The organism is Caldalkalibacillus thermarum (assembly GCF_014644735.1).
Lineage (GTDB): Bacteria > Bacillota > Bacilli > Caldalkalibacillales > Caldalkalibacillaceae > Caldalkalibacillus > Caldalkalibacillus thermarum.
The window spans coordinates 25590-42412 of record NZ_BMKZ01000029.1; the positions used below are offsets into that span (position 1 = coordinate 25590).

Consider the following 16823-nt stretch of genomic DNA (forward strand, 5'->3'; position numbering starts at 1 on the left):
TATTCTGGAGTTGAGATAACCTAATTGCTACAAGTGGAAGCTCTTGTTAAATAAACTACATGCCCAGCTTTTCAAACTGTTCAGCAGGGGTTTTTTTCGTTAACAGGCTAACAATAATTATTAAAGAGAGAGACACGATGATAGCCGGGATCATAGAGGGAAGATTAAAGGGCTCTTTCAGCAGATACCAGACTAAGGCAGTGCCACCCCCGCCAATGACACTTAATGTGCCTGCTGCTGCAGTGGCGCCCTTCCATAGATATCCGGCGTACAAAGGCACCAGTAAACTGGCACTGTACATCGTATAGGCAAAAACAATAGCGGTGACAATGTCGGGCATAACGACGGCCAGGGAAAAGCTTAACAGAGCAAATATAGCGACCGCAAGCTGGCCGACTTTCATCAGTCTTGTGCCGGAAACATTTTCCTTCGCCAACTGCTGATAAAAATCACGGGTAAAGTTAACGCTGGCGCTCAGCAAAATAAAGTTAGTAGAGGTGACAATTGCAGCAATAATAACAGCCAGCAATAATCCGCCCATGAAGGGGGGCATGGTGGTTGTGACTAACGTGCTGAATACCTCACCAGGCGGGACATCTGGACCAAGGACCGCTCTGCCACTGTAGCCCAGCAATGCGACAAATAAATACCCACAGAATGCAGTAGGAATAAGCCAGTATAGCCCTTTTTTGGCCGTCTGGCTGTCTTTGGCCGAGAATACCCGGGAGAAAATTAAGGCCTGTGATACAGCAGTGATGCCAAAAGAGGCTATGGCCATACCCAGAGCGCCAATCAAGCTCACATCAGTAAAAGGTTGAAAATAGTTTTCGGGTAGTGATGTAAAGACAGGGACGATGCCTCCGCCAATTTGAAACGCAACCGTCACACCGATCAGTAATCCGAGGAAAATGAGTACAGCCTGAATACTGTCAGTTACGGCAACCCCTTTCATTCCCCCGAACAGAGAAATCAGGGTAAATGACAATACACTCACAATCATGGCTGTCATGCGTTCTATTCCTGTAAAAGAAACAAGAATACCGGTCATGGCCAGTATCTGTACCGTGACAATAGCAATGTCACCAATGATGATCATCACTGCACTTACATAGCGGGTGCTTTGGCTATAGCGCAACGCTAACATGTCCGGAACGGTGTATTGTTGCAAGCGGCGGCACTTTTCAGCCATAATGGTGCTGGCAGCTAATATTCCTAGTAATGCTCCTACACCACTAAACCACCAATCAATTCCCATTTGATAAAAACTTCCGGTCCAACCGACTACAGTTGCTCCTCCAATATAGGAAGCAAATAATGTTCCTACCAACACCGGGGTGTTTAATTTCCGTCCGGCGAGAGCGAAATCCTCAATGTTTCTGTTTTGGTTTTTGAATAAGATACCGATTGCCACGATGATAACAAGGTAAACCAGAATGGTAATAAGATACACTTGTTAAACCTTCTTTACAAAATTCTAATGAATATTCTAATAAATAAAAACAATTTATCAGGAGAATTTTACAATAATGATGAGTGTTTAGCAATTGGCAGTTTTAGAAAACATTAGAGCGGACATTATCCATCCTACATAATCCACTCTGTTTGCTTGATCACTTCCGCTCTCTTAATGAACTGCAGCTCGTCTTCAATCAGTCCGCAACTGGCACATTGGATTCGTTTGTCTGGCCCTTGGTAAGGCAGATGAAACGGTTCAAGTTCGGTTAATACTTTTGGTTTTACTGTGGATCTTCCTTTTATTCATAAAAATATTTTCTCCCCACAAATGTCTTTTTTGGCAGGCAGTGATATGGTAACATAATACTCTGGGCGCTTTAACGCTTATATGCTTTAATGCAAAAAAGTATTGAAAAGAAGAAGTGAGGGAGACAACATGAATAACAGCAGAGAACAGTGGGGAACACGTCTTGGTTTTATGCTGGCTGCAGCGGGGTCTGCCATCGGTTTGGGGAACATATGGCGCTTTCCGTTTGTGGCTGGTGAAGGGGGCGGAGGAGCCTTTGTGCTTATTTATTTAGGCTTTGCCCTATTAATTGGCTTGCCTCTGATGATTGGTGAGATTGCTGTGGGGCGTAAAGGACAGGCCAACGCCATGGAAAGTTACCAAGCGATTCTCCCTGAACGGCCCTGGTACGTGACAGGGTTTATTGGCATTGTCATTAATTTTATGGTCTTGTGTTTCTATTCCGTAGTGGCCGGATGGACGCTGTATTATTTCGTTTTGGCGTTGACTGGCAGGCTGTTAACAGGGGAAGAAGCCCGATATGGGGAGCTTTTTGGACAGTTTATTTCCAGTCCTTCTGCACCGGTCATCTGGCAGGCTTTATTGATGGTTATTGTTATTTTGATTGTGGCCAGAGGAGTAAAACAAGGCATTGAGAGATGGAATAATATTTTAATGCCCAGTTTATTTGTTCTACTCTTGGTTCTGACTATACGTAGCTTGACTTTGCCCGGGAGTGGAGAGGGGCTTGCTTTTTTCTTAAAACCTGACTTTTCCAGTGTGACACCGTCTATTGTTTTGGCAGCCCTGGGTCAAGCCTTTTTCAGTTTAAGCCTGGCCACAGGGGTCTATGTAACCTATGGCAGCTATTGCCGGGCCAATACCCATATTCCTGGCAACGCGGGAGGGATTGTATTCTTTGATGTCCTTGTGGCGATCATTGCCGGATTGATTATTTTTCCCGCCGTCTTTCATTTTGGGATTGATCCGGCACGGGGCCCGGATCTGGTGTTTGTCACCTTCCCCGCAATTTTTGAGAGAATGGTGCTGGGTGGGGTGTTTGCCGTTCTGTTTTTCTTTTGTATCTTTTTGGCGGCACTCACTTCGGCCATTTCACTGCTGGAAGTTGTGGTGGCTTATGTACGTGAATGCTGGGCCTTGCACCGCCTGACAGCCACCTGGTTAACAGGGGCGGCGGCGTTTGTTGTCGGCCTCCCCTGTGCGCTCTCTTTCGGTCCGCTGGCCGGCGTGACATTGCTTGACCGGACAGTTTTTGACTGGTTTGACTTTTTGACCGCCTCTGTGTTGATGCCTTTTGCCGGTCTTTTGCTGGCGTTGTTTTTGGGATGGGGATGGAAACCGGAACAGGTCAAGGCAGAAGTGGAACGGGAAGGTGTCCGCTTTCCACTGTTTACTCTGTGGCGGTTCCTGATCCGCTATGTCATTCCGGTGGCTTTGGTGATTATTTTACTTCAGTCTGTCGGAGTGATTTAACCATTGCCGATAATGCCGCCGTTCCTTCAAGAGAAACACCAGGAAGGTTGTCGTTACCGGCAAAATTGAATCCCCAGCCCCAGGGGAAATCCAGTAAAATGAAACAGTGTGATAAAATGAAAAAAAGATTGACAGATTGGGAGGACGGTAAAGATGAAGCAGAGGTTGAAGCTTTATACATATTTGCTAGCCATTGTTCTTATCGTCCTGGCGGCAATGTTCTCCGGATATGAGGGGGCAGATCAGGCCATTGATAGGCCTGAAGGCTACATGATCGCCCATTTTATCGATGTGGATCAGGGTGACGCAACTTTGTTAGAGGGGCCTGATTTTACTGTGCTGATTGATGCCGGGCGTCATGACCGGGATGACGTTGTCCCATATTTAAAGTCTGTCGGGGTAGAGCGCTTGGATTTGGTGATTGGTACACATCCCCATGCCGATCATATAGGTCAGATGGACCGGGTGCTGGAAGCCTTTCCAGTTGAAGAAGTGTGGATGAGCGGGGATACGCACTCTACACGGACCTTTGAAAGGGTCCTGGATGCTATTTTAGAATCCGATGCGCGATACTATGAACCGCGTGCAGGAGAAGTGTTTGAAATTGGCTCACTCCGGATTGAAGTGGTTCATCCTGAAACATTGACGGGCGACTTGGACGAGGGATCGATCAGTATTCGGGCGGTCTATGGCGAGGTGGCCCTTCTGTTTACCGGTGATGCCGGACAAGCATCAGAGCAGGAGATGATCGCCAGAGGGCATCAACTTCAGGCTGATATTTTTCAGCTTGGCCACCACGGCTCCAGCACTTCCAATGGGGAAGAATTTCTGCAGGCGGTAAAGCCCAAGGTGGCCATTTATTCGGCGGGACAAGATAATTCTTATGGGCATCCACACAGGGAAGTGGTTCAACTCATCTCTTCATTGAATATCCCCTTGTACGGAACGGCGGAACATGGCACCATCTGGGTTATCACTGATGGTGCTGAGTTCAGTGTCGACTATGAGAGGAAGTGATTTGATGGATGACCATAAGGTAAAAGCAGTTGTGGACCGCATTGAGGACAGGTATGTAGTTTTACTGATGGGTGAAGAGGAGAAAGAACTGCACGTTCCCCTGGAGCAGGTGCCTGGGGAACTGCAAGAGGGGGAATGGGTGATTGCCACTTTGAGTGCTCAGCAAGAGGTGATTAGTTTAAAAACAGATAAGGAAGAGACCGAGAAAATAGGAACAAGGATCCAGGAAAAGGCAAAACATTTGAAGCAGCGGATGGCCAGCCGCTTTAAAAAATAAGGACTATGCCCTCACGTCCTCTGTCTGAAAGCAGCATTAAGTTGCCCTCTTAACATTTCCCGGCGCAATTCTTCTTGATTTTTCTGTTTTTCCATGCGGCGAATCTCATAGGTCTGCAAACCATCTTCCATTTTTTCTGCAATATACATCAAACGTTCCACGTCGAGAAACGAATACTTGCGTGTCCCACCCTTCGACCGCTCGGGGAAGATCAGTTTCCTTTCTTCATAATAACGAATTTGGCGGGGGGATAACCCTGTTAATTCACTGACGATGCCAATGGGCATCACTTTTTTTGTTTTATAGGACATGTTGTCTCACCTCTGAATCAGCTCTATTTCAGTTTATGTTTATGATAGCAAAAAAGGAGGGAGGACGTACTATTTTTGTCAGAAAATCTAACAAAAACTTTGTCACAAAACCCCGCTTAAGCAAGTGGATTAAGAATAAATAAAAAATGTGTAAGATAAGCTTACACAAAAAACTATAAGGATCTTAAGCACATCATCGCTTTTCAATAGCTACTAAGAACGGGGGATTATTTTGCTGGTTAATAAACTGGTACTTTAGGACATGGTACTGCTTCTGGTCCCACTGGCCAAGTTCGGCAAGCAAAATATCCCGTTCTAATTTACCTTCAGCATGGCCGCTGTAGATGACAAGGGTGATCAAGCCCCCGGGCTTAAGATAACGGGCTAAAGTATGCAAAGCAGTCAGTGTCGTTTCCGGCTTGGTGACCACTGTTTTGTCACTGCCAGGGAGGTAGCCTAGATTGAACATGGCTGCGCTCAGCGGCTGATCATGGCAGTTCAGTTCTTCTTCCACAGTTTCGTGCCCTTTATGTAAAAGCTGGACTTGAGAGAGGCAGTGAGCCTCTTTCAAGCGTTTTCTGGTGTTTTCCAGCGCTTCTTGTTGCACGTCATAAGCGAGCACTTTTCCTGTGGAACCCACAAGCCGGGCCAAGAATAGTGTATCATGGCCATTGCCCATGGTGGCATCGACCACCAGATCCCCCGGCCCCGCCACCTGTTCAATCAGGGTATGGGTAAAAGCTAAGATACTTGGGATGTTCATTTTTGTACCACCTTCTTCTGCTCCAGGCGGATAGCCGGGTTCCATAACTTGCCTTGCCAGGTGTTACGATTCTTCAATTCCCGATCGATGCTATTAAGCACATCCCACTTATTCACACTCCACATGGGGCCGATTAACAGATCACCTGGCCCATCTCCGGTAACACGGTGAATAATGAGTTCCGGGGGCATCATTTCCAACGTTTTAACCACCAGGTTAACATATTGGACCTTTTCCAGGAATTGGAGCAGTCCTTGCTCATATTGGCGGACCATTGGTGTAAACTTCAGCACATGCAGCAGGTGAATTTTCAATCCCTGGATATCCAGCTTGGACACTTCCCGGGCGGTCTCCAGCATCATTTCATCGGTTTCCTGGGGCAAACCGTAAATAATGTGGCAGCATACCCGGATGTTGTGTTGGCGCAGGTGATAGTTCCATGTATGATAACGCTTATCTCCCCACAGGCGGGGAGTATCGTTGCCAGCCTTGTGATGTGTTGTGGTCGGAGTATGGGATTGTGACATTAATGACAACTCCTTTCCTTCATCATATTGTACAATATAATTGGTTCGTGTACAGAATTAGAAGAGAGGTAGCTGAAAGGAGTGCCATGTGATGAAATTTATTACTTTTCTGACCACTGACAACGAGCAAAAATGGGGCATTGTGCCTAACGGTGACACCATCGTGGACGGAACGGGAAGCGGTTACGCCCGGCTGTTGGATGTCATCCAAGGGGGAGATCCAGCCTTAACAGAAGTGAAGGAATGGTTTCAACAAGGGGATGCCAAGACTTATGCATGGGATGAGGTGAAGATCTTACCACCCATAAAACCGCTTAAAAATGTGATCTGTGTAGGCAAAAATTATGCTGAACATGCTTTGGAGATGTCCAATCAGGACCCCGGTGCCATTCCAAAGTATCCGGTGTTTTTTACCAAGCCCCATACGGCTTTAACGGGTCACGGCACTTATATTGAATCTTATCCGCACATCACCACAGAGCTGGATTATGAGGGTGAACTGGCCGTCATTATTGGCAAAGAAGGTAAAAATATTCCTGCGGCAGAAGCAATGGACTATGTCTTTGGCTACTCTATTTTAAACGATGTGACGGCCCGTGATTTACAAAGGAGGCATAAACAGTTTTTCAAAGGCAAGTCGCTGGATACCTTTGCCCCATTTGGCCCTGTTATCGCCCATAAATCATTGATCCCGGACCCGCAACAGTTAACCATTCAAACCTTTGTCAACGGAGAGGAGCGTCAACACGGTTCAACCCAAGATATGATTTTTTCAGTTGCTCAACTTATTGAGTCGCTCTCGGCTGGAATGACACTGGAGGCTGGCGATATTATTGCTACGGGAACCCCCAGCGGTGTAGGAAAAGGGTTTAACCCGCCTAAATTGCTCAAAGCGGGGGATGAGGTCTCCATTACTATTGAGCCGATCGGCACGTTATCCAACCGGGTCAGATAAGGTCATTTTGAATGGGGTTGAGGTTTAGCAGGCACCGACTAACTCAAGCAGATGGCTTTCTCCCGGGTTTAGCATCACTTCTTTCAGCAGAATCCCCCTTCTTATCCTCAGTTTTGTTTTAATATGGCTATAGCTGTGGATTTTATGCGCTGCTAAGGAGAGGCAATTGGGGAGCAGGGTTGGATCACTTAATTTATCCCGTGTATTCCTCTGTAAAAGGGACAAATTAATATTTGCCATCACAATAAAAATGCAATACAATATTAATGAGATTGCACTCTTTCCTAATTGTTTTGTTCTGACAAGAGTGTGGATAAATACGTTATTTTCACTGAGCGCATTTTTTTACATTGGAGGAGGGTTTTTAAATGCCAAAATATACGATTGTAGACAAAGAAACTTGCATTGCTTGCGGAGCCTGTGGAGCTGCTGCGCCAGACATCTTTGATTATGACGATGAGGGGTTGGCAGAAAACATTCTTGATGAGAACACAGGGACTGTCGAAATTCCAGACGTATTGTTAGAAGATCTGGAAGACGCTTTTGAAGGCTGCCCGACAGACTCCATTAAGGTTGCTGAAGAACCGTTTGACGGTGATCCAAACAAATTCGAGTAAGCATTTGATACATTGTAGTGACAGATTTTGGACATGAAAAAAGCTCCCACTGATCTGGGAGCTTTTTGCGCCCTTGCAAATTATTTATTCTCCCCAGGGAGTGTGGACGCCTTCCAAACGTCTGACCCGGCGGTCTAAGCTGTCAACTCTGCGCATCAAACGGTCAACTTCTGATTCAAGCCGGCGTACTCGCCGGTGAAGATCTCCGTCAGGGAACGAGGGGACTCCGGGAATACCAGGAAAAAATGGTGGTTGCAGTTGCGGGCCGACATGGGGCTGTTGTTGGCGGATTTCCTCTCCATAAGCGTGGGGATAACGCATCTCCTCACCGTGGGGGTGGGGATGGGCGGGAAATGGACGATGCATGGTATCTCCTCCAATGTGTGAATGTGTATTCGACATCAGTCTATGGTGATCTGCCACAGTTGGTTTGGACGTTTATCATGATCAACCTTGATGATCATCAAAATGGGTAAACAACACGGGGAGCGAATGGCTCCCCGCTTTTGTGTGCTACATTCAAATTTTACCTAGCATGTTTAGCTTCACTGCGAATATTTATCCACCACAAGCGCCAAAGCCCCGTCACCCGTCACATTGCAAGCCGTACCAAAGCTGTCCTGGGCCATATATAAAGCGATCATCAATCCCAAGGCAGCTTCATCAAAGCCCAGCATGGTACTTAACAGACCCAGTGCTGCCATCACGGCCCCGCCGGGAACACCGGGAGCCGCGATCATGATCACCCCAAGCATCATAATAAAAGGCAGCATGGTGCCCAGAGTGGGTAATTCCAGACCACTTGACAACACCATCACAGCGACTGAACAAAGGACAAGGGTAATGGTGCTGCCAGATAAATGGATCGTGGCAGATAACGGAATTGCAAAGTCAGCCACATGTTCTTTTATTTTGTTTTCCTTTGCCTGGCGCAAAGTCACTGGGATCGTGGCCGCACTGGACATGGTTCCAATGGCCGTAAAATAAGCTGGAAGCATGGTTTTGAGGGCCCGGAAAGGATTCCGGCCAGTCAGTGTGCCTGACACTGTATACAGAATCAGCAGCCACACCCAGTGGGTGAGGACAGCCAGCAGCAACACAATGCCGAAGGCCCGTAACGTGGGGAAAATGGATCCTTCAGCTGCCAGATCAACAAATACCCCGGCAATGTAAAGCGGAAGAAGGGGGATAATGACGCGTTTTATCAGCAGTTCCACGATATTTTTTCCTTGATCGAAAAACTGCTTGAGAACAGGGCTTTCTACTCTGGTCATGCCAATGCCAAATACAAAAGCGGTGATCAAGGCAGTCATGACCCCTACAATTGGCTCAATCGTCAGTTCAAACAAGGGTTCAAGGCCTGCACCCTCCTCACCATGCTCTCCTGCAGGGCCTGTCAACAAAGGAACAACAGTAACGGCTACCACATAAGCCAAAATCCCTGCCAATAAAGTAGATGAATAAGCAAGTCCTGACGTGAGACCCAGCATTTTCCCTGATTGTTTTCCCAGTTCAGATATACCGCTGGCAATGAAGAAGACAATGATAAGCGGAATGATAAAGCCAATAAATTGGCCAAAAATGATCTTAAAAGTAACAAACACCCTGGAGAAAAACTCTGGCGCATACAAACCAATCAGCATCCCCCCGGTAATTCCCGCCAGCAGTTTAACAATTAATCTCATGTTTTCCCTCCTTCGCTTGGTTAGACTTATTAGATGATATGTCTTATTTAATCATGAAAGTACGCTTAAAGCAAAAAATAACAGTTCCGAGCATAAGGGACCTGATGGGAACAGGGCAATTTTACTATGCATCAAACCCATCTAGAACGCCCATACTGGAAAAGATAGTTTTTATGATGAGGAGGGACAAATATGGGACGCATTACGTTAAGACCTGAGCTGATGACGCCTGGCGGCCAGGCTGCCAGCATTATGCTGGATGACTGCTATGTAGGCTCATTCACCATGGTGTATCGGGAGAATGATGCCTTGTGGGGCACGATCCAGCTGGATGAAGAGATGCTGGAACCGGATGAAAAAGGAGAGATCGACCTGTTCATGCACGAGCATATCGAGGACCTGATTGAAGCACTGCAGGTCAGGGAATGCATGATCACGTCAACTTACAGTGATTATGATTATGTGATTTCCACCGATGATATCGTGGAAGAGGTGATCGAAGAGGAGGAATGGGTCGAAGGGGAAGAAGCACAGGAAATACACTTGAGTGTAGTGCGTGAAACCCGCCATCTCGTGGAGTATCAGATTCATGATGAAAACCACGAGGTAGTAGCTGAAGCGGTGGTCTACAAGTCCCGGGACCATGTCACAGGCGAAGTGCTGTGGGACGATGAACCGACAGAGGCTGAGATGGATACTGTAGCCCGATTAATCATGGCTGAATGTGATGACGAAGAGGTGGAAAGTTTTTCTTTTGTGATGTATGTGGATGGGGAAGAAATAGCCACTATCGAGCTGACCCGTGACGACCCCATTGAGGAGGAGATGACAGGGGAAGAAGTTGAACTGGACATTGGCCAGGTTGAAGGTTATGATTTCACTTTTGATCTGATCAGGGAAGAGATGGACCTCTTGATCTATGACATATATGAAGAAACAGATAAAGAAAGGATTTATTTGGGTACCGCCACAGCGGATCTTAGTGATGATGATGCCACGGTTTTGGTTGAGTTTGAGAATCCCCGGGACAGACGCTTACGGGAACAAATCGTTTATCATCTGATTGATGAACTGGAAGAGGAAGCCTATTTTGATACAGTTACGATTACCATGCAATATGATGATGAAGTGATTGATGAATACCATTTTGACTATGATGATCAGCCGGAGTACGGCCTGCCTGACGGTTTAACCATAGAAAACAGGGCAGAGACGACTGTTTCCAGCTAGGAGATATGTAAAAACTGACGCTGTCTGTATTTGGTGGCTGAATTCCACGGGGATTCAGCTTTTTCTCTGCTTCCAAAATAGAGTATACTTAATGAAAGAGAAGTTGATGATTGCCAAGTTGTGCAGAAAGTTGTGTATTGGAAAGAGGGAACAGATATGGCATTGCCTCCATTGTTTAAAGAGCGGATGCAGCACTTATTAGGTAATGAAGCACAAGCGTTTTTTCAATCCTATGAACAACCTCGTCACTATGGTTTGCGCATTAATACGTTAAAGTGGACTGTTGAGGAGGCCCTGCAAGCACTGCCCTTTCACCTTGAACCTGTTCCATGGGCGAAAGAGGGTTTTTATTTTCATGAAGCCGACCGTCCGGCTAAGCATCCCTATTATCATGCAGGGTTGTACTATATTCAGGAGCCAAGTGCCATGGCGCCGGGCGCGATGATCCCGATTGAGCCTGGCGACAAAGTGCTTGATTTGTGCGCAGCTCCCGGCGGCAAGTCAACGCAAATCGCCGCCCGCCTGAAAGGGAAGGGCGTTTTGGTCAGCAATGATATTAGTGCAGAACGTGTGAAACCGCTGGTCAAAAACCTAGAGCTGTTTGGTGTCCGTAACGGGATTGTGACCAATGAGACACCGGAGCGGCTGGCTGCCGCCTTTGGCACCTATTTTGACAAGATCGTGATTGATGCCCCTTGTTCAGGGGAAGGGATGTTCCGCAAAAATCCGGAGATGGTCAAAAGCTGGGAGACTCATCACATCGAAATGTGTACGGTGATGCAAAGGGATATTTTGGACCAGGCTGCGCGCATGCTAAAGCCGGGCGGTTTGATGCTCTATTCCACATGTACTTTTGCCCCGGAAGAGAATGAAGGTCAAATTGCCCAGTTTCTGTCCCGCCATCCCCACTTTGAAGTGGAAGAGATCAGCATGGTCCCCGGTTTTCAACTTGGCCGGCCAGAGTGGGCCAGTGAGGAGGAACTGTCTGAAAGCATGAAGCAAAAGCTAAGGCGGACGGTACGGCTCTGGCCCCATCATGTTCGGGGTGAAGGTCACTTTTTGGCCTTATTGCGCAAAACGGACGGTGAAGAAAAGCCCTGTCGAGAGGAACAAGCAGCACCCCTCCCCGAAAGAACATTACAAAACTTCCGGGAGTTTGAAAGGGAAGTGTGTCTCAAGCCTTTGGAAGAAATGCTGGAGGGAAGATTAGTTACTTTCAAGCAGCACTTATATGTGAAGCCTGAGGGATTGCCTTCCTTGCAAGGACTGAAAGTGGTCAAGTCCGGCTGGTATCTGGGAGAGTTGAAAAAAAACCGCTTTGAACCCAGCCAGGCTTTGGCGATGGGCCTAGACAGCCGTGATGTGGCCCAAACCGTCTCCTTCTCTGTTGAGGACGAAGCCTTGCTGCGTTACTTGAAGGGGGAAACGTTAAACATACAGGGAGAGAAGGGGTGGAAACTGGTCTGTGTCGACCGCTTTCCTCTCGGCTGGGGCAAGCAACTCCACGGTATTTTAAAAAATGCTTATCCGCCAGCCTGGCGCTGGCTGGCCTAGGAGGTGGGCAGATGCGCTTGGACAAGTTGCTGTCTAATATGGGCTATGGCAGCCGCAAAGAGGTAAAAAAATGGTTAAAAGCAGGTGTTGTCACAGTAAACGGCCATGTCGTGCAAGACGGCAAAACACAAGTAGACCCGGAAACTGATCATGTTCAGTTTCAAGGGGTCACGGTGGAATACCGGCCGTATATTTACTTGATGCTGCATAAACCGCAGGGAGTCATCTCTGCTACAGAAGATGCGCGGGAGATGACCGTACTGGATCTTATCGACCCGGAACATCTCACCTATAATCTGTTCCCCGTCGGCCGGCTGGACAAGGATGCGGAGGGGTTGCTGCTTTTGACCAATGACGGCAAATTAAGCCATGCTTTGTTATCTCCGAAGCGTCATGTGCCCAAGGTGTATTATGCGGAAATTGAGGGGCTGGTAACGCAAGCAGACGTTGAAGCCTTTCAAGCGGGGGTCATCCTGGACGACGGTTACCGCACGCTGCCGGCTGATTTAAAAGTGATCCACAGTGGTGAGCACTCCAGGGTAGAGCTGACCATTGTGGAGGGAAAGTTTCACCAGGTGAAGCGCATGTTTAAGGCCGTCGGCAAAAGGGTGACCTATCTGAAACGAATCAAGATGGGCGGTTTGGCCTTAGATGAAGGATTGGAACCAGGCGAGTACCGGGAATTAACCGAGGAGGAAGTTCAGCTTTTACAGGGGTGAGGAAAGGATGGAACAGCGTTTAATTCAAACCTTGGCCGAATGGCTGTTGGAAGCACAGCACACCGTGATCTTAACAGGAGCAGGGATGAGCACAGAATCAGGATTGCCCGATTTCCGTTCCAACCAAGGGTTATGGTACGGGCGCGATCCTCAGGAGATTGCCAGCGTGTATGCCATTAAGCATAACCGGGAGGATTTCGTAGATTTTTACCGCTGGCGGATCAAAGAGGTAGATAAGTACAAGCCGCATATTGGCCACCATTTGCTGACCCGCTGGCAACGGCAGGGACTGGTGCAGCGGATTATTACCCAAAATGTGGACGGTTTTCATCATCAAGCGGAAAGCCATGATGTAATTGAACTGCATGGTTCTTTGCGCGAACTGTATTGCATGGACTGCGGGCACAGAACCGAGGCTAAACGCTACTTGCAGGAAAAAGGAGAGGTCTGCCCCCAATGTGGCGGGTTCTTAAGGCCTGACATCGTTTTGTTTGGTGAAATGCTGGACACTCAGGCGATTGAGACAGCGTTTGCAGAGGCGCGCCAAGCAGAGTTGTTTATCGTGCTTGGCTCCAGTCTGCAGGTTTCACCGGCCAATATGCTGCCCATGGAAGCTAAGGAAGCGGGGGCCAAACTGGCTATCGTTAATCTGCATGACACGTTATTGGACCCTCAGGCTGATCTGTTGATTGAAGGCAAGGTAGGAGAGGTGCTTCAGAAGACCGATGAATGGCTGAATCGAAAGCGCAATTTTGGTATGGTATAATAATGCCTATAGAGAGAATTTAACGGAGTGGAGAAAGGCGGAGATGCCATGAACATTAAATTGCTGGCCATTGATGTGGACGGCACCTTGCTGCATGACAATCATGAGTTAAGTGAACGGACAAAAGAGGCCATTTTTAGGATAAAAGAAGAAGGGGTTCGCGTGGTCCTGGCTACTGGGCGGGGACCACGCTCCTGTGATCCTCTCATTGAAGCATTACAACTCACAGATCCAATGATAACTCATAACGGAGCCGTCATTTATAATCCGGTACGCAATATGGCTGAGCAACAAGTGGGCTTTGAAGCCAAAGAGTTGTTGCCTATCATACGTTATTGCCGGAGCCGGAACATTCATTTTGATGTCAATACAGCTTTTGGTATTTATGTGGAACAGTTAAGGGAAGAAGTTGTTCCGGTGTATAAACAGTTTTTTGTGGAACCGGTCGTAGTGGACGATATTGGCTCCTTAACTGACCCTATTGTTAAACTGACGCTTACTGACCAGCCACACCGGCTGGATCAGGTGATGAATGAGATTGTTCCCCAATTTCCAGATTTGAGCATTATCCGCAGCGGGGAAACATTTATTGATGTCATTCACCCCCAGGCCACCAAGGCCAATGCCCTCCGTTATTTATTGCAGAAGTTTAGGATTAGCCCTGATGAGGTGATGGCGTTCGGCAATTATTACAATGATCTGGAAATGTTGCAACTGGCCGGGACAGGGGTGGCGATGGGCAACGCACCTCGCGAAGTGCAACAGCAAGCTGATATCGTTACCCAGAGCAACAACGAAGATGGGGTGGCCCTGGTTATTGAAAACATGTTGCGGGATAAATTGGTTGTTTAAACTTGGGTTGACCTGGCCCGTTTTTTCTTTCACGCACTGTCTCCGGGAGAGACACACACAAGAGATGGCTGGCTTTATCCGGGCCCGGGAAGAGTGCTACTATTTACTTAAATTGCATGAAGTGGAGCCTGAGCATGTGCATAAGACCCCCTGTGATCCAACCAGGCCTCGCGTGGAAAAGTAATGAATTTTAGTACTAGAAAGCGGGATGTTATGTACGCTGTTTATATCAGTTGTTATTTTTTATTTGTCTTTTTTGGGTTCGGTGCTCTGTTTCCCATGTTGGGCCTTCATTATGAAGCGATGGGACTCAGTGGTGGACAGATTGGTATGCTGATGTCTGTTGCCCCCGTTGTGGCCATTTTGGTCCAGCCTCTGTGGGGCATGATTTGTGACCGGACCCAAAAACCGAAAGAGGTCCTCACCCTGGCCACCTTATTAACAGGTGTTGTGGCCCTGCTCTTTTTATTCACAGAATGGTACTTGATGTTAATCGTGATTGTGGCGCTTTTGTCCTTTTTCCAAAGTGCCATAGTCCCTGTTTCAGACAGCCTGGCCATGAACTATGTCAAGCAGCATGGGGGAGAATATGGATCTCTCAGGCTGTGGGGGGCTGTGGGTTTTGCTGTTAGTGTATGGGTGTCGGGGGTCATGATTGAACTGACCTCCACCCGCATTATCTTTTATATTTTTGCCGGTGTGCTAGTGGTGGCCGCCTGGTTTGCCACCCGCATGCCTGAAGAGGGGCAAAGCTTACAGGTGGATATCCGCTCCGGCCTGGCCAAGCTGGTGAAGCTTCCTGCCTATGTGGCCTTTTTGGTGTGCACGTTTCTCATTTTTGGCACGATGAACGCCAACAATTTTTATTTCAGCCTTTATTATCTGTCTATTGGAGGAACGGTGGCAGGGGCAGGTTTAGTCTTTTTACTCGCTGCCGGAAGCGAGGCGCCGTTTATGAAAATAGCGGGCAAAATGATGCGGCGCTATGGGGTGATGTCTCTCCTGATTGTGGCTGCCGTCCTTTCCGGGGCGCGCTGGCTGGTGTTTTATTTTGAACCGAGCACCTGGGTAGTGCTGGCGGTGTCCATTTTGCAGGGGATTTCCATCGGCTTTTTTATTCCTTGTGCGGTCCATTTAGTCCGGGAATTGGCCCCCGACGACGTCAAGGTGACGGCCATGTCCATCTATGCCTCAGTGGGCAATGGTCTGGGCACCATGTTTTGTACGTTTGTCGGCGGATGGATTTATGAGTATTTTTCCATTGCCCACACGTATCTTTTTTTCGCGGCAGCCACACTGGTTGGTGTCGGACTGCTCATATTGATCAGGGTCAAGTGGTTTGATGAACAATCTGGAATTTCATAAAAGCAGAAAACTCTTTTTTGTAGCGGCGAGCATTCTTTTGGGAGAGCTTTCTTTGGAGGAATGTTTTTGCCGGTTCCGCTTAATCCACTTCTAAACCTTGTCTCCCGGTGAATATGCTATGTACTAGCAATCACATCGGGGGTATGGGCTGTGATTCCCTTTTTCCAGCAGAACCATCGGAAACGTATGCTGACCAACTTAAGTATCCTGGCCATCTTTTATGCTAACGTGGTTGTGACTTTTGCCTTTATTTACTTTGTTTTGGATATTACCGGTTTGGGCGCCATTATTGATCATTATTCTCCTCTCCCTCATCAGGATGAACACTGGCTTGACCGGATGATCAACTCACTCTATTTTAGCGTAATCACGCTGTTTTCTGTGGGTTACGGCGATGTCACCCCCTTTGGACTGTCTCGCGGAGTCGCTATTTTGCAGGCCATGTTTGGATATATCTTACCAGCTGTTGTGGTGATTCAATATTTGAGAATGAATGAATCTGACACATAATTTCCGCTAAATGACAAGGGAATAAAAGACTTTTCAATTCCTTTCTCATGCTCAGCGAAAGGGGAAACGTGAGGACCACAGCCGTACCGATCATTATTCATTTGCTGTCGGCAGAGTGATCGGCTGTATCTTTTTGTCTGGTCAAAGTTTCTTTTAGTGCTTCAACCTGATCCTTATTCACAAGAACAAACAAAATATCCCCTTCATGGATGACGGTTGCTCCTTCAGGTGTTATCACTTGATTATCACGGACGATGGCAGTGATCAATACCTGCTCTGGAAATGAAATTTCTCTGATGCGTTTACCGGCAATCGCGTCTTGTTTTTGAACGATATATTCCACAATCTCCGCGTTTGTTTCGCCTAATGATACCAGCTCAATACTATGCGGAGAAGAGGGTTCTGGTGGGCCAACTAATCCCAGTTTTTTGGCCAAAGGT

General features: G+C 47.5%; 18 protein-coding genes and 1 pseudogene. 12 read left to right on the top strand and 7 right to left on the bottom strand.

All coding sequences use genetic code 11. From position 1 onward, the window contains the following. Positions 1-55 precede the first annotated feature (55 nt). A complete protein-coding gene (locus tag IEW48_RS11485) occupies positions 56-1450 on the bottom strand; it encodes a sodium:solute symporter family protein (protein WP_188623880.1) in 1395 nt (464 codons plus the stop codon). 441 nt (positions 1451-1891) lie between these two features. Between IEW48_RS11485 and IEW48_RS11490 the strand changes: the two genes are divergently transcribed. The 3 genes from IEW48_RS11490 to IEW48_RS11500 all read left to right on the top strand — a co-directional run bounded on the left by IEW48_RS11490 (position 1892) and on the right by IEW48_RS11500 (position 4529). After that, positions 1892-3235, top strand: a complete 1344-nt coding sequence (locus tag IEW48_RS11490; protein ID WP_188623881.1) for a sodium-dependent transporter — start codon at positions 1892-1894, stop codon at positions 3233-3235. A gap of 153 nt (positions 3236-3388) precedes the next feature. Then, on the top strand, positions 3389-4252 hold the full coding sequence (locus IEW48_RS11495; protein WP_188623882.1) for a ComEC/Rec2 family competence protein: 864 nt from the start codon (positions 3389-3391) through the stop codon (positions 4250-4252). Positions 4253-4256: 4 nt separating this feature from the next. Then, entirely contained in the window at positions 4257-4529 is a 273-nt protein-coding gene (locus IEW48_RS11500) for a DUF3006 domain-containing protein (RefSeq protein WP_007505477.1), read from the top strand. Between the two features lie 11 nt (positions 4530-4540). On the opposite strand, the gene IEW48_RS11505 is transcribed toward IEW48_RS11500, so the two are convergent. From IEW48_RS11505 to IEW48_RS11515, 3 genes and pseudogenes are all read right to left on the bottom strand, one after another. Beyond that, positions 4541-4840, bottom strand: coding sequence for a MerR family transcriptional regulator (locus IEW48_RS11505; protein WP_188623883.1), 300 nt, complete (start codon positions 4838-4840; stop codon positions 4541-4543). Between the two features lie 193 nt (positions 4841-5033). Further along, positions 5034-5603: a tRNA 5-(aminomethyl)-2-thiouridylate-methyltransferase MnmM gene (gene mnmM / locus IEW48_RS11510; RefSeq protein ID WP_188623884.1), complete on the bottom strand. Its 570-nt coding sequence runs from the start codon at positions 5601-5603 to the stop codon at positions 5034-5036. Further along, positions 5600-6031: pseudogene (locus IEW48_RS11515) on the bottom strand (TIGR01212 family radical SAM protein); the annotation flags it as partial. The pseudogene IEW48_RS11515 and the gene mnmM, both read right to left, overlap by 4 nt. Positions 6032-6221: 190 nt before the next feature. On the opposite strand from IEW48_RS11515, the gene IEW48_RS11520 reads away from it, so the two are divergent. Next, the gene (locus IEW48_RS11520; protein WP_188623886.1) at positions 6222-7085 is read left to right on the top strand and encodes a fumarylacetoacetate hydrolase family protein; all 864 of its coding nucleotides are present in this window, start codon (positions 6222-6224) and stop codon (positions 7083-7085) included. A 368-nt stretch (positions 7086-7453) separates the two neighbouring features. Continuing rightward, positions 7454-7702: a ferredoxin gene (locus tag IEW48_RS11525; RefSeq protein ID WP_007503418.1), complete on the top strand. Its 249-nt coding sequence runs from the start codon at positions 7454-7456 to the stop codon at positions 7700-7702. Between the two features lie 84 nt (positions 7703-7786). Here the strand turns inward: IEW48_RS11525 and IEW48_RS11530 are convergent, their stop codons facing one another. Both IEW48_RS11530 and IEW48_RS11535 read right to left on the bottom strand, forming a co-directional pair. Continuing rightward, on the bottom strand, positions 7787-8068 hold the full coding sequence (locus IEW48_RS11530) for a hypothetical protein (RefSeq protein WP_188623895.1): 282 nt from the start codon (positions 8066-8068) through the stop codon (positions 7787-7789). Between the two features lie 179 nt (positions 8069-8247). After that, on the bottom strand, positions 8248-9387 hold the full coding sequence (locus tag IEW48_RS11535; protein ID WP_188623887.1) for a dicarboxylate/amino acid:cation symporter: 1140 nt from the start codon (positions 9385-9387) through the stop codon (positions 8248-8250). A gap of 192 nt (positions 9388-9579) precedes the next feature. On the opposite strand from IEW48_RS11535, the gene IEW48_RS11540 reads away from it, so the two are divergent. The 7 genes from IEW48_RS11540 (at position 9580) to IEW48_RS11570 (ending at position 16383) form a co-directional block, all read left to right on the top strand. Then, positions 9580-10617: a hypothetical protein gene (locus IEW48_RS11540; RefSeq protein ID WP_188623888.1), complete on the top strand. Its 1038-nt coding sequence runs from the start codon at positions 9580-9582 to the stop codon at positions 10615-10617. 156 nt (positions 10618-10773) lie between these two features. Next, positions 10774-12171 (top strand): RsmF rRNA methyltransferase first C-terminal domain-containing protein, encoded by a 1398-nt coding sequence (locus IEW48_RS11545; protein ID WP_188623889.1) that lies wholly within the window; start codon positions 10774-10776, stop codon positions 12169-12171. Between the two features lie 11 nt (positions 12172-12182). After that, positions 12183-12890, top strand: coding sequence for a pseudouridine synthase (locus tag IEW48_RS11550; RefSeq protein ID WP_188623890.1), 708 nt, complete (start codon positions 12183-12185; stop codon positions 12888-12890). 7 nt (positions 12891-12897) lie between these two features. Continuing rightward, positions 12898-13656, top strand: a complete 759-nt coding sequence (locus IEW48_RS11555) for an NAD-dependent deacylase (protein WP_007503411.1) — start codon at positions 12898-12900, stop codon at positions 13654-13656. A gap of 48 nt (positions 13657-13704) precedes the next feature. Continuing rightward, entirely contained in the window at positions 13705-14508 is an 804-nt protein-coding gene (locus IEW48_RS11560) for a Cof-type HAD-IIB family hydrolase (RefSeq protein WP_188623891.1), read from the top strand. Positions 14509-14721: 213 nt separating this feature from the next. Further along, positions 14722-15873 (top strand): MFS transporter, encoded by a 1152-nt coding sequence (locus IEW48_RS11565; RefSeq protein WP_229704026.1) that lies wholly within the window; start codon positions 14722-14724, stop codon positions 15871-15873. Between the two features lie 150 nt (positions 15874-16023). Then, positions 16024-16383 (top strand): potassium channel family protein, encoded by a 360-nt coding sequence (locus IEW48_RS11570; protein WP_188623893.1) that lies wholly within the window; start codon positions 16024-16026, stop codon positions 16381-16383. Between the two features lie 97 nt (positions 16384-16480). Here IEW48_RS11570 and IEW48_RS11575 read toward each other — a convergent pair. Further along, positions 16481-16823: TrkA C-terminal domain-containing protein (locus IEW48_RS11575; RefSeq protein ID WP_276529782.1), on the bottom strand; the 343-nt coding region annotated here is incomplete at its 5' end.

Excerpts from the sequence above, each read along its gene's own strand:
- IEW48_RS11525 (WP_007503418.1), top strand. The coding sequence starts at position 7,454 with ATGCCAAAATATACGATTGTAGACAAAGAAACTTGCATTGCTTGCGGA.
- IEW48_RS11560 (WP_188623891.1), top strand. The coding sequence starts at position 13,705 with ATGAACATTAAATTGCTGGCCATTGATGTGGACGGCACCTTGCTGCAT.
- IEW48_RS11505 (WP_188623883.1), bottom strand. The coding sequence starts at position 4,840 with ATGTCCTATAAAACAAAAAAAGTGATGCCCATTGGCATCGTCAGTGAA.
- mnmM (WP_188623884.1), bottom strand. The coding sequence starts at position 5,603 with ATGAACATCCCAAGTATCTTAGCTTTTACCCATACCCTGATTGAACAG.
- IEW48_RS11490 (WP_188623881.1), top strand. The coding sequence starts at position 1,892 with ATGAATAACAGCAGAGAACAGTGGGGAACACGTCTTGGTTTTATGCTG.
- IEW48_RS11540 (WP_188623888.1), top strand. The coding sequence starts at position 9,580 with ATGGGACGCATTACGTTAAGACCTGAGCTGATGACGCCTGGCGGCCAG.
- IEW48_RS11535 (WP_188623887.1), bottom strand. The coding sequence starts at position 9,387 with ATGAGATTAATTGTTAAACTGCTGGCGGGAATTACCGGGGGGATGCTG.
- IEW48_RS11565 (WP_229704026.1), top strand. The coding sequence starts at position 14,722 with ATGTACGCTGTTTATATCAGTTGTTATTTTTTATTTGTCTTTTTTGGG.
- IEW48_RS11545 (WP_188623889.1), top strand. The coding sequence starts at position 10,774 with ATGGCATTGCCTCCATTGTTTAAAGAGCGGATGCAGCACTTATTAGGT.
- IEW48_RS11530 (WP_188623895.1), bottom strand. The coding sequence starts at position 8,068 with ATGCATCGTCCATTTCCCGCCCATCCCCACCCCCACGGTGAGGAGATG.
- IEW48_RS11555 (WP_007503411.1), top strand. The coding sequence starts at position 12,898 with ATGGAACAGCGTTTAATTCAAACCTTGGCCGAATGGCTGTTGGAAGCA.
- IEW48_RS11500 (WP_007505477.1), top strand. The coding sequence starts at position 4,257 with ATGGATGACCATAAGGTAAAAGCAGTTGTGGACCGCATTGAGGACAGG.
- IEW48_RS11520 (WP_188623886.1), top strand. The coding sequence starts at position 6,222 with ATGAAATTTATTACTTTTCTGACCACTGACAACGAGCAAAAATGGGGC.
- IEW48_RS11550 (WP_188623890.1), top strand. The coding sequence starts at position 12,183 with ATGCGCTTGGACAAGTTGCTGTCTAATATGGGCTATGGCAGCCGCAAA.
- IEW48_RS11495 (WP_188623882.1), top strand. The coding sequence starts at position 3,389 with ATGAAGCAGAGGTTGAAGCTTTATACATATTTGCTAGCCATTGTTCTT.